The organism is Weissella sagaensis (assembly GCF_005405285.1).
GTDB lineage: Bacteria > Bacillota > Bacilli > Lactobacillales > Lactobacillaceae > Weissella > Weissella sagaensis.
The window spans coordinates 22,267-34,961 of sequence record NZ_BJDT01000009.1 but is presented as its reverse complement, the minus strand read 5'-3'; the positions used below and the strand labels follow the sequence as shown (position 1 = coordinate 34,961).

Genomic DNA, 12,695 nt, shown 5'->3' with positions numbered 1-12,695 from the left:
CATGGCAACAGCACCTTTAAACTTTGCTGTTTTTAATAAAAAAGACTGGCAACAATTGGCAAGTAAATATGTTGCGCCTGACAGTTTGCAAATGACCCCCCAAATATTACAAAACATCAAGGCTTATAATGATCAGATAGCAGTAGATGATGTTTTTGATATTTATGGACCATTAGTGAGTTATATTAAGTTGCGCTATGATCAATATCATCGTGATATTAATGAACGAGCTGGTTTTCTAGGGCGTCCAGCAGCACCAGGACCTTTTATTATTGGCATCGCTGGTTCTGTTGCTGTTGGAAAATCAACCACGGCACGCTTGTTACAATACTTATTACAAGTTGCTTTTCCAAAGAAACAAATTGCGTTAACAACGACGGATGGTTTTTTATTGGCAAACGAAACGTTGCAAGAAAAAGGTATTTTTGATCGTAAAGGATTTCCGGAATCTTATAATATGACGGCATTGTTATCATTTATGAATGATTTAAAAGAGGGTAAGTCAAAAGTAAAATCGCCAAAATATTCACACGATCAATCTGATGTTTTGATTGGTGAATATGATATTTTTGAAAATCCAGATATTTTTATTATTGAAGGGATTAATACTTTACAGGCATCATCTGAGACGCCTGTGTATATTTCAGATTTTTTTGATTTATCAATCTATGTGGATGCTGATACAGATTTGATTGAAGAATGGTATATTGATCGTTTTAAAGCATTGCTGGCATCTGCAGTAGCAGTAGGAGATGATAATAACTTTTTTGCAGCGTATACAAAGTTACCAACAACTGAAGCTGTTGCTGCTGCAACAAAAGTATGGCAAGAAGTTAATTTACCAAACTTAAATGAATATATTTTACCTACTCGTGAACGGGCCGACTTGGTATTGCATAAGCAAGCCAACCATCAAATTGATACGATTTGGCTACGAAAATTTTAAAATCATTACTTTTCAAAATGACACTAATGTAACAAAAAATAATAAAGGCCGAAAACTTAAAGGTTTTCGGCCTTTATTATGTTCTAAATTTATGAAAATCGGTTAATCGTTAACCAGTTAAATAAGTGCATGATAGTCGTTTAAACCCCTATTTGATAAGTTTTGTTGTGATATATTACGAGAATGTTACTTTTAAAAATCGTAATAAACGAACAATGCAATCTCATTTAATATAATCGTAATATTTAAAAGGCTGATATTGGTAAACTAATACATGTTGTTGGATGAATGACATCCAAAAGTGAAATAAGCCCGAGAGTCACGGGTTTATGGATAAGCATAAATAAAAAAATTTGTTTCCAATATAGGAGTTAATATTAAGTTTATGAGTAAAGTTAAACAAACAGCCTTAGCAGTTGCCGGAGTTGCGTCAGTTTTCGTTGCTGGATCATCAATTGTAGATGCCGCTTCAACATATACAGTTAAGCAAGGTGATACATTATCACAACTTGCTGATAACTTTAACATGACAGTTGATGACTTGATTAAGTCAAACAACTTAAAAGATGCAGATATGATCTTTGTTGATCAAAAAATTGAAGTACCTGATGGACAAGATTTAGATGCAGCTGACGTTGCATCATCAGCCGATGATACTGCCAGTGAAGCTGCTTCATTAGCAATGTCACAAGCTGCATCATCAGCTGCTGCCAGTGAAGCTGCTGCCGCATCATCAGCTGCAGCAGCAAGTTCTGCTGCTGCATCACAAGCCGCTGCACAAAAGGCTGCTGCTAGTGAAGCAACACAACAGGCAACACCAGCTGCTGTTCAAACTGCATCACCAGCACAACAAGCTGCTCCAACGCAACAAGCAGCACCAGCTGCTGGCGGTTCAACGAAGGCACAATTCTTAGCTGCCGGTGGAACTGAAGCTTTGTGGAATGCTGTTGTAGTCCCTGAATCAGGTGGAAATCCTAATGCGGTTTCACCAAATGGTTATCGTGGACTTGGCCAAACTAAAGAAGGTTGGGGTTCTGGTTCTGTTTCTTCACAAACTGCAGGTATGGTAAATTATGCAAACTCACGTTATGGTTCAATCCAAAACGCAACTGCATTCCGTGCTGCTAACGGTTGGTGGTAAACTTTATTATTTATAATGAACAAAAAAGATTGAGATATTTGAATCTCAATCTTTTTTTATGCGGTTTAATAAAAAATTAAATAATAATTTGATTAAATTGTGAAATGGAACACAAAAATGTAGGTTAAGGGCACTATTTTTTGTAAGTGGTTTCATTACTTGTATTATTGTTTGTTTCTTAGCTGGTAAAATAATAAAAAATTAATAGCAAATTATTTTGTGTTTAAAATCACAAACTTTGTTAAATGACTTAACAAACCCCCTTGATAAAAAGATAAATGAGTTTTAGAATTATATCTTGTGATTATAGATAAAAAAATGGAGGAAAAAAATGGCGCAAAATAAACAAACAACGCTTGATATGAATGGTAAGCCATTCAATCGTACAGCTATGGTTGCTGTATTGTTGATTGGTACATTCGCAGGTGTGCTAATGCAAACGTCATTGGGGACGGCTATTCCAACCTTAATGCATGATTTTGATATTTCATTTTCAACGGCCCAACAAGCAACAACTTGGTTCTTGCTAGCGAACGGGGTGATGATGCCGGTATCAGCCTTCTTATCAACGCGTATTAATACAAGAACGCTTTATATTATTTCATATGCTTTGTTAACACTAGGAATGGCGTTAACAGCATTTTCACCAGCTGAATCAAATTCGTGGTGGGTCTTCTTATTAGGACGTATCATTACAGCGATTGCAGTTGGTATTACAATGCCTTTGATGCAGGTCGTTATGATTAACATTTATCCAATTGAAGAACGTGGTGCTGCCATGGGACTTAATGGTATTGTTATTGGATTAGCGCCAGCTATTGGGCCTAGTTTATCTGGTTGGATTCTAGAAAAGGATCATGTTTTATTAGGATTGACAATTTCTGATTCATGGCGAACTATCTTTATTTTGCCATTGATTGTTGTGGTAATTGCATTTATTTTGTCATTCTTCTTCGTTAAGAATGTTTTGTCAACTAAGAAAATGAAGTTAGATGTCCTATCATTTATCCTTTCTGTTGTTGGATTTGGTGTCTTCATTTGGGGATTTACCAACGTATCAACAGATGGTTGGGGCGATATCAAGACAGTTGTTTCACCAATTCTTGCAGGTTTGATTATCATTCTACTATTCATTTGGCGTCAACTTAAGATGCCAGTACCTTTCATGGACGTTCGGGTCTTCAAGAACAAGCAGTTCTCATTAACGACGCTTGCAGTTATGATGACAATGATGGCGATGATGGGTGTCCAAATGATGCTACCAACTTATCTACAAAATGTTCATGGTATGTCAACACTAAACTCAGGATTAGTATTGTTGCCAGGAGCTTTGTTGATGGGAATTATGGCGCCAATTGCTGGTCGTGCATATGATCGTATCGGTGCTAAGCGTCTATCAATTATTGGTTTTGCAATCCTAGCTTTGGGAACATTACCATTTATGTTTATTACAACAAGTACACCAGGTGCCTTTATTACAACATTGTATGCACTTCGTATGTTTGGTGTTGCTATGGCCATGATGCCATTAACAACAATGTCAATGTCAGTTTTGCCACCTAATGAAGCAGCTCATGCAACTGCTTCAAACAACACGGCCCGTCAAGTTGCTTCGTCAGTTGTTGTGGCATTGCTAACATCAGTGACACAAAATATTATGACAAATAGTCAACCAAGTAAGGCATTACAAACAACTAATCCATTACAATATGGGGCAGATATGTTGGATGCTTCAATGAAGGGCTTCCGCGTTTCATTTGCAATTGGATTTGCGTTTGCTATTGTTGGACTTATCTTGGTATTCTTTATCCGCAAGGGTAAGGTGGTACCATATGGTATGACTAATGGTGTTGCAATTAAAGATGAAAAGGAGGACTAGGCTACAATGATAATTATTGTTTTGATCATACTTTCAATATTGACTTATGTGTCATGGATGAATATTGATAATCGCACAACACGTCTTGTAGCTGGTTTGATTTCATTTGGACTACTAGTGGTCACGATACTATTTTTAACAGCCAACATGAATTCTCATTACGGTATGAAGCAAGTCACAACATCGTCTGAGAGAACGATTTATTCAGCGGGTGGTTCAAAGTCACCAGCTGGTATGTTGATTACGCAACAACTTGGTACAAAGGCAGATAATTATGTCATGGTCTATGCTGATCGTGAAGATAAAAAAGCTAAGCCACACTTTGTACCAGATAAGAAAAATATGACTGAGGCAGTGCTTAAACGTGCAAGCTATAAAACAGCTGATGTTGATAAAGCTACTGTTAAAACAGTGACAACGCGCTGGGAATGGCGCAATGATTTCTTTAAGCTAATGCTAGGCTTTGGTGGTGAAGGTCATTCACTTGTTAAGCAAAATGCAACTGTGACAGTACCAGAAAAGACATGGGTTGTTTTGTCTGCTAAACAAGCAAAGCAATTAACTGCTAAGCAACAAGCAGCAGCGCAAGATAAAACAGCTATGGCAGCACAACAAACGCAAATGCGTGAAGGTGTACAGGCAAAGGTTGCTACCTATTTAAAAGCTAACCCTAAAGCTAATGCCAATGACGTTGCTGATTATACACAACAAGTAACGGCTGAAATGACAGCTAATGCTATGAAGCAAATGTTAAAGTAAATGTGTATGTACACGTGTACAATGAAATATTTATCAATTGATTAACAGGGAACTGTTAGACGTTGATGAATGTTTTTTTGTGAGTATAGCCATATTTTGCTGATATATATATATATATTATAAAAACCAGTATCATTAGTTTCGAACACGTGTTATACTAAGAATATAGTTTGAAAGATTTTGTTTTATGTTTCTATGAAATAAGGGCATCTTCGTTTTGGATTATTAAATTTTTATGGCAAGATGCCAGGAGGTTTCAGACATGGAACAAGGAACAGTAAAGTGGTTTAACGCAGACAAAGGTTACGGTTTTATCTCACGCGAATCAGGTGATGATGTATTCGTACACTTCTCAGCAATCCAAACTGATGGCTTCAAGTCATTAGAAGAAGGTCAAGCTGTATCATTTGAAGTACAACAAGGTGACCGTGGTTTGCAAGCAGCTAACGTTTCAAAGTTGTAATATTAGCGAGCTTTAACCAAAAAAGTCTGGGAGTTTTCTCTCAGGCTTTTTTATTTGTTTTTTTGGAGGTAATCATGATGACATCATGGACAAAAACAATTGTGTTGCCAGCTAACCAACCACCAATTTCACTTAAAGACCAATTAATACGTTGGCAAGTACCACGACGGGTACGTGGCAATTTTCGTATGGAAAAACGACTTCGTTTAAACGGATATTACCAGCCAACTTCAACGATTTTAAATCCTGGTGATAACCTGCAAATGACTTGGTTGGCGCATGATTTTATAACGCCAGATTCGCACTATCTACCAGATGACAGTCAAACATTGGCAGTGTTATTTGAAAATGATGACTTCATGGTTGTTAATAAACAAAAGGGTGTTAAATCCCATCCTAATTCTCCTGGTGAAGATGGGACAATGATGAATTTTGCACAAGCTTATTTAAGCCGTCAAAATAAAAAGGCTTACATGGTTCATCGTCTAGACAGTCAAACAACTGGTGCGCTAATTATTGCTAAAGTACCGTACATTGTACCGATGTTGAATCAAAAGTTACATGATAAAACTATTAAGCGCACTTATCTTGCTTGGGTAAATGGTGTTTTGGATGAGCATCAAGGTACGATTACTTTGCCAATTGGTGATCATCCAACCAATAAGCGATTGCGTCAAGTTAATGGGGAACATGCAAAACAAGCCATAACCCATTGGACAAAAATAAAAACTGTTTATCAACAAACACTAGTGCGATTGGTATTGGAAACCGGACGGACACATCAAATTCGCTTACATATGGCAGCGATTGGCCATCCGTTGGTGGGGGATGATTTATATAATATGCAAACCGACTATCCAGGTGGCTTATTATTACATTCGGCAGTAGTGCAAATACCAATACCATTCACCACACAGGTAAAATCAATTGGCGCTCCGTTACCAGCTAGTTTTCCAGTAAATGTTAAGTACTGATACTTAATTATTAAGAAATGTAAAATTTTTCCTTTGAATTGTAATGATTTTGTTAAGAATATTTGTTATTATTAAAGAACGTTATAAAAACTAATGAAATTAAAGGCACGTGAAAGTGTTAAATGATTAAAGGGGAAACTTCATCAATGGAAACTAAGTCACACAAAAAAATGTATAAAGCAGGAAAGCAATGGGCCGCAGTTGCTGTCGCAACAACTGCAGCAGGAGTTGCTTTTATAAGTAGTAATGAGTCTGCTTCTGCAGATGTATGGCAAGCTAACACTGTTGATCAAGTTGCATCACAAGTGACAAACAATGGTGGTGTCAACAATTATCAAGTGCAATTAGGTGATACTGTTTGGGCCCTAGCAATGGCTACCAACAACACTGTTGATAACTTTGCTGCTGTTAATGGTATTGTTAATCCTGACTTGATTGTTGCTGGTCAACACTTTAACGGCTCAAATACCGTGGCCCCTGTTGCATCATCATCTGTTAATCAACAAACAACTCAAACGGCCTATGAAGTAACGCCTTCTGCTGATGAAATTGCAGCCTCACAAGCAGCAGCCGATGAAGCTGTTGCAGCTTCGCAAGCTGCTCAAAGTCAAGCGGCCGCATCACAAGCAGCAGCCTCACAAGCTTACGCTGCTAGTGTTGCAGCTTCACAAGCACAAGCAGCCTCAATGGCAGCAGCTGAATCAAATGCTACGGCTGCCAGTGAAGCTGCTGCCAAAGCAGCTGAGTCACAAGCAATTGCCGAAACTGCCAAGGCTAATGCAGCAGCACAATCAGCACAATCAGCTTCAGTTGCTAATGATGCTGCCGCAGCCAATGCCAGCGCAGCTGCTAGTCAATCAGCTGCAACTGCACAACAAGCGCAATCTTCACAAACTTCAGCCTCAGCTACAACTGCAGGTAATGTTGATAACGCAACATTTAACGCTTTGAAGTCTATGCGTAGTGGTATGACGACAGAATGGTCATCAGATTTGGCAGCACAAGCGCAAGCACGGGCACAACAAATTGCCAATGCTGGCCGTGCTATTCCAAATGAGCACTGGAGCAATCCTAATGAAGTTATTTCAATTGGATTTGGTTCAGGATCATCTGTTGTAGATGCTTGGTACAATGAAACGAACATGACAACTGCTAGTGGTACTGGTCATCGTGACTGGGAAATGCGTGCTGGTTCAACGCACTTTGGTTTTGCCCAAGTTGGTGATGTCATTGTTGGTGTTTCAAGATAAACAGCTATAATAAATATAAATAAACAAGGTGGACAATCAGTGTGCCACCTAGAAAAAGCAGCAAGTTACACCGTGTAAAAAATGGGTAATTTGCTGCTTTTTATATGATTATTAGGTTATGCCCAGTTACCATTACGGAAAACAGGGACAAGATGACCATCCTGACTAATGCCATCAATAGCCATGTCTGATGATCCAATCATGAAGTCAACGTGAACCAATGAATCGTTTTGTCCTTTTGCTTGTCGTTCAGCAACGGACATTTGCGTACCGTTTTTAATATTTGAAGGGTATGCTGCACCTAGGGCCAAGTGATCAGAGGCGTTTTCATCAATTAGTGTTGTGTAAAAAACAATATTTGAATTTGAAATAGGCGAGTCATGTGGCACAAGTGATACTTCTCCAAGTGAAGCAGCACCAGCATCAGTTTTAATTAACTGTTGTAGCGTTTCTAGTCCGTTAGTAGCATCTGCTGCGATAACATGACCATCTTCAAACGTGAGTTTAATATCAGTAATTAAGACACCAGCGTATGAAAGAGGCTTAGTTGATTGCACTGTACCTGTGATGTGACGATAGTCGGGTGAAGTGAATACTTCCTCAGTAGGCATGTTTGGGACAAAACGATTACCAGCTTTATTAAATGATTCAGCAGCTTCCCAAACATGGTCTTCTGCTAAGCCAATTGTTAAATCAGTTTTAGCAGAGTGATAGTGTAACGCTTTAAAGTTTTGTTTATTTAGCCAATCAGCTTTTTTATTGAGGGTATTAATGTGTGCTTGCCAATCGGCAACGACATCATTTTCTAAACTAATGCGGTTAATGTTAAAAATCTCTTGCCATAACTTGGCGGTTGCATCGTCAGCAGATAAGTCAGCAAAAACTTTTTGCGCCCATTCTTTGCCAGCAGCAGCGACAACTAACCATGAGACATCATTATTCATGGCTGCTTGACGAACAGCACTGTTGGCACGTTGATAGGCTTGCTCGTAAAGTGACACACGGTCACTAGGGACGTCGCTAAAACCATCAGGATCGCTAGAAACGATTGAAATACGAGAAGTATGGTTGGCCATTAATGATTCTGCACGTACTGAGAACCAAGCTGGCATATTTGAAAGCGTTGCTTGATCAGCATGCTTTAAGAATTCGCGTTGTAAAATGGTATCTTTCCATTCTACGATAACTTGATTAGCACCAAGTTTATAGGCGGCTGACATAATACGGTGAACCAAATCAGCTTGATCGATTTCAGCGTAGATAATAATATCTTGACCCGGTTTAACGTTGATACCAACTTGAGCGATTAGGTCAGCATATTTATTTAATAATTGATTGAAATGTTTGATTGCCATGATATTTTCTCCGTTTTTTAAGATAAATTTCATTTTACATTAAATTTTCATATGAATAAACTGTTACATGAGTTTTGTGCTTGTCAATCCTGTTATGTAATTGAATTGTTGGTTAAATGTAAACATGATATAATGCTAAAATTACCTATCAAAGGAGGGTATTATGAGTCGAAAAAAAATAATCATCTCGGTGATTGGGCTGATAATTATTATTATTGCAGGTTATGCTGCTATGATGTGGTTTAGCGATGACCGTACCTACAATAGAGAATTAAACAAGGCGCGCAATGCAGTAGCCGTCCAAGATTGGCAAACTGCAAAACAACATTATCAAGCTTCACGCAAGGTGCGCGTATCAATTGAGAACCGGACAGCTAGCGAACAGTTAGATTATCTCGCACGGGCTGATAAAGCAATCAAACAACAAAATTGGGAATCAGCAAAAAGTTTGTATCAACGGGCTATTGATACAAACGGTGGCATTCCTTTGTTGAAAAAAGCAGCGAAAACTAATCAGCGAATTGTGAATGCAGAACAGGATTCTGGTAAATATAAAGCATCAGTTTCATCGTTAGAAAAGTCACTAGATAAAAAAGATAAAGACTTAAATGATTTGAAAAAACAGATGAGTGATACGAATGCTTCTGTGCAAGCTGTGCAAGATTCTGCTAACAAAGCAGTCGCAGATGCTAACGCAGCAGCAGATAAGGCGAATGCGACGGCTGATTCGGCTAATAAGCAAGCACAAGATGCTCAAAAAAATAATAAGCAAGACGAGCATAAAGATGACCAAAAAGATGATAATAAAGATAAGTAATTTAAGCTGACAGTGGTATCCTATACGTATAGGAGGTATGTGACATGACAATGCAAACAGCAATTTTTGCTGGTGGATGTTTTTGGTGTATGGTTGAACCATTCGAAACATTGCCAGGAATTGATAAAGTTCGTTCTGGTTATACCGGAGGAACAGTTGAAAATCCAAGTTATGAACAAATGGCTGCCCATATAACAGGGCATACTGAAGCAGTGAAAATTTGGTTTGATGATGACATTATTTCATATGATGAGCTGGTGACATTATATTGGCAATTAGCAGACCCAACTGATGCGATGGGCCAATTTGCAGATCGTGGTGAGACGTATCGACCAGTGATTTTTGTTAAAGATGAGGCACAACGCCAAGTAGCCGAATCGTCTAAACAAGCACTAGCTGCTTCTGGACGCTTTGATAAACCGATTGTTACAACGATTGAAGATGCAAAACCTTTTTATGATGCAGAAGAAGAACATCAACAATTTTATAAAAAGAATCCATTACGTGAAATGATGATGATGATGCCACGTAAAAAATATCAAAAACAATATTGGTCAGATAAGGAGCGTAATTAATATGGCAAAACCAACTGATGCAGAATTACGTGAACGATTAACACCTGAACAGTATGCTGTGACCCAAAAAGCAGCTACGGAAACACCGTTTAATAATGAATACGATGCATGGTTTGATGACGGTATCTATGTTGATATTGTTAGTGGGGAACCCTTATTTAGTTCGTTGGATAAGTATGATGCTGGCTGTGGCTGGCCATCTTTTACAAAGCCGATTGAAAAGAAAGCCGTTAAACGTCATTTAGATACATCACATGGCATGTATCGAACGGAAGTAACATCACAAGATGCTGAGTCTCATCTTGGTCACGTCTTTACAGATGGACCGATTGCAGAAGGCGGTCTCCGCTATTGCATTAATTCAGCATCTTTACGATTCGTTCCCGTTGCAGAATTAACAGCACAGGGATATGGTGAATACGCTGAATTATTCAATAAAGAATAATTATTTAGTTAAAAATTGTAATAAACTGTGGCTGCCCACTTTCATGGTCAAACATGATGGTGGGCTTTATGTATATAACTTTGTTTTTTTAAAATAATAAAAATTAAGTTAAAATATTACTGATAATCTGTTTATCATAGGGCTATGACTAAAAATAAAGAGAGCGGACACAATGAATTGGTTACTTTCAAAAAAAGATGAAGAACGTTTAATGTTACACCGATATTTAATGACCCATCATAGTAGGACCTTTTTAATTAAAGATCTAATGACTGCTGTTAATTGGTCTCGATATCGTATCTTACAAGCGATTCAACAACTCAATATTGATTATCAAAGCATGACCAAATCCAAGCAAACTTTTATTAAAGTAACAGATGCAAATCGGACCGTTACTTTAACGAATTTACAACTAATTAGTGCAGCTTCATTAAAGGGCTTTTATTTGCGGCAATCATTGCGGTTTGAGATGTTGTTAGATATCTTTTTAGAGGATATTCATTCTAATGAAGCTATTGCTTTTAGACATTCATCAAGCACGACGGTTGTTCGGATGACCAAAGAAGCGATGCGTACTGAGCTACGTGAACAAGGCATTGATATTTCTGATAATTATCAATTGATTGGTGATGAGCAACAAATTAGAACGGCGATGATTGAATTAATTTATCTGGCTTATGCTGATCAATCATTGCCTTTTTCCAGTGCAACGAACCGGGCGATTACGCAAGTACAACAAAATTTGGTGCCATTATTGACTAAACGATTGACGATGCAACGTATTTTAGCGATTGTATTCGGTGTTTGGTATACGCGTGTACAAAATGGGCATCATATTGAACCGATGGATGATGATTTATTACGACCAACCAAGGACCTACAAGACAATGTCCGTAATCTTTTGAATCAAATGGCGCCATATTTACAGAAGTATTTTCAGAATGATCAACTTGGGTTAGATATTGAATTACGTTATGGCGTGTTGGTCTGTTATGCATTAGGAATTGGGGATGCTAGTGATTATCTTGTGAATTTAACAGCTAAAAATCAACATAAAGTGACAACTTTGTTTGATCAAATTGCCTATTCATATCAGGATTTCTTCAAACATAGTATGCCAACAAGTCAACGACAAGCGATGGTTGAGCTGTTAACGCCGTTACTTATTCGGTTAACTTATTTTCCGCCACAAGATAATCAGTTGCCAACTGATATGGCGTTTCAAACAACTAGTTATCCCATTCATACAGCATTTACTAAAATTGTCATTCAAAAGCTAGCGCAAGTTTTCCAATATGACACTTCACAGTTACTAGGGACGATGTTTAATCCTTTATTGAATGCTTTCATTAAAACGATTTCGGTAAAAGATGTCTTACCAGCTATTACGATTACGATTGATTTGATTGATATGCCAGCACTAGAAGATTATTTAACGCAGATGGTTCAACAATGGCAATCATTAAATATAAGCGTGACTAATGAATTCACTGATAAAACTGACATTTACTTATCAAATGTTATTTTGAGTCAAGAGGTGCCGGGGTTTGCTTGGTATACGATTCCTGAATGGTCAGAACGATTAGCATTACGGCAATTGATCATTGATATCACCTTAAATCGTTTTCAAAATAAAAAATCATTAAGAATTAACCAGGATGTTTAATGGCGGTTTTCATTAGCGGTGCTTTGTGACATAGTAAGTATGTCGCACATCATGAGATAATTAGGAGGATAAAACTTATGTCAGAAAAAGTATTAATTACAACAACAGAGTCTATTGCTGGATATCAGACAGTCGAAACTTTTGGTGAAGTTTTTGGATTAACAACTCGTTCTAGAAATGTTATTTCATCATTTGGACAATCGGTTACAACGCTGGTTGGTGGCGAAATCAAAGGGTATACCAAATTACAGGATACTGCGCGTGACGAAGCGATTGACCGTTTGAAAACAGCGGCTGCTAAATTAGGGGCAAATGCGGTTGTTATGATGCGTTTTGATTCATCATCAGGTACTATTGGTGATTCAGTAACTGCCTATGGAACTGCTGTCAAAATTGAAAAAGTTAACGATTAATTGAATAAATGA

General features: G+C 37.8%; 13 protein-coding genes. 12 read left to right on the top strand and 1 reads right to left on the bottom strand.

Annotated features, from left to right (window positions below; all coding sequences use genetic code 11):
- Nucleotide 1: 1 nt before the first annotated feature.
- The 7 genes from coaA (at nucleotide 2) to FFM55_RS08205 (ending at nucleotide 7,412) form a co-directional block, all read left to right on the top strand.
- Nucleotides 2-946 (top strand): type I pantothenate kinase, encoded by a 945-nt coding sequence (gene coaA, locus FFM55_RS08235; protein ID WP_137600888.1) that lies wholly within the window; start codon nucleotides 2-4, stop codon nucleotides 944-946.
- A gap of 385 nt (nucleotides 947-1,331) precedes the next feature.
- Nucleotides 1,332-2,087 (top strand): LysM peptidoglycan-binding domain-containing protein, encoded by a 756-nt coding sequence (locus FFM55_RS08230; protein WP_137600887.1) that lies wholly within the window; start codon nucleotides 1,332-1,334, stop codon nucleotides 2,085-2,087.
- Nucleotides 2,088-2,418: 331 nt separating this feature from the next.
- Nucleotides 2,419-3,966 (top strand): MDR family MFS transporter, encoded by a 1,548-nt coding sequence (locus tag FFM55_RS08225; protein ID WP_137600886.1) that lies wholly within the window; start codon nucleotides 2,419-2,421, stop codon nucleotides 3,964-3,966.
- A 6-nt stretch (nucleotides 3,967-3,972) separates the two neighbouring features.
- Nucleotides 3,973-4,725 carry a DUF4811 domain-containing protein gene (locus tag FFM55_RS08220; RefSeq protein ID WP_137600885.1) on the top strand — a complete coding sequence of 251 codons (753 nt, stop codon included), beginning with the start codon at nucleotides 3,973-3,975 and terminating at the stop codon, nucleotides 4,723-4,725.
- Nucleotides 4,726-4,987: 262 nt separating this feature from the next.
- Nucleotides 4,988-5,188, top strand: a complete 201-nt coding sequence (locus tag FFM55_RS08215; RefSeq protein WP_040760279.1) for a cold-shock protein — start codon at nucleotides 4,988-4,990, stop codon at nucleotides 5,186-5,188.
- A gap of 74 nt (nucleotides 5,189-5,262) precedes the next feature.
- Nucleotides 5,263-6,162: an RluA family pseudouridine synthase gene (locus FFM55_RS08210; RefSeq protein WP_228179760.1), complete on the top strand. Its 900-nt coding sequence runs from the start codon at nucleotides 5,263-5,265 to the stop codon at nucleotides 6,160-6,162.
- A gap of 146 nt (nucleotides 6,163-6,308) precedes the next feature.
- The gene (locus tag FFM55_RS08205; protein ID WP_170999682.1) at nucleotides 6,309-7,412 is read left to right on the top strand and encodes a LysM peptidoglycan-binding domain-containing protein; all 1,104 of its coding nucleotides are present in this window, start codon (nucleotides 6,309-6,311) and stop codon (nucleotides 7,410-7,412) included.
- Between the two features lie 116 nt (nucleotides 7,413-7,528).
- Here FFM55_RS08205 and FFM55_RS08200 read toward each other — a convergent pair whose 3' ends face one another.
- Nucleotides 7,529-8,767, bottom strand: coding sequence for an aminopeptidase (locus tag FFM55_RS08200; protein ID WP_137600883.1), 1,239 nt, complete (start codon nucleotides 8,765-8,767; stop codon nucleotides 7,529-7,531).
- A gap of 163 nt (nucleotides 8,768-8,930) precedes the next feature.
- On the opposite strand from FFM55_RS08200, the gene FFM55_RS08195 reads away from it, so the two are divergent.
- From FFM55_RS08195 to FFM55_RS08175, 5 genes are all read left to right on the top strand, one after another.
- The gene (locus FFM55_RS08195) at nucleotides 8,931-9,584 is read left to right on the top strand and encodes a hypothetical protein (protein ID WP_137600882.1); all 654 of its coding nucleotides are present in this window, start codon (nucleotides 8,931-8,933) and stop codon (nucleotides 9,582-9,584) included.
- Between the two features lie 44 nt (nucleotides 9,585-9,628).
- On the top strand, nucleotides 9,629-10,159 hold the full coding sequence (gene msrA, locus FFM55_RS08190; RefSeq protein ID WP_137600881.1) for a peptide-methionine (S)-S-oxide reductase MsrA: 531 nt from the start codon (nucleotides 9,629-9,631) through the stop codon (nucleotides 10,157-10,159).
- 1 nt (nucleotide 10,160) lies between these two features.
- Nucleotides 10,161-10,604 (top strand): peptide-methionine (R)-S-oxide reductase MsrB, encoded by a 444-nt coding sequence (gene msrB, locus FFM55_RS08185; protein ID WP_137600880.1) that lies wholly within the window; start codon nucleotides 10,161-10,163, stop codon nucleotides 10,602-10,604.
- A gap of 172 nt (nucleotides 10,605-10,776) precedes the next feature.
- Nucleotides 10,777-12,270 carry a helix-turn-helix domain-containing protein gene (locus FFM55_RS08180; protein ID WP_137600879.1) on the top strand — a complete coding sequence of 498 codons (1,494 nt, stop codon included), beginning with the start codon at nucleotides 10,777-10,779 and terminating at the stop codon, nucleotides 12,268-12,270.
- A 77-nt stretch (nucleotides 12,271-12,347) separates the two neighbouring features.
- Entirely contained in the window at nucleotides 12,348-12,683 is a 336-nt protein-coding gene (locus FFM55_RS08175; protein WP_137600878.1) for a heavy metal-binding domain-containing protein, read from the top strand.
- Nucleotides 12,684-12,695 lie beyond the last annotated feature (12 nt).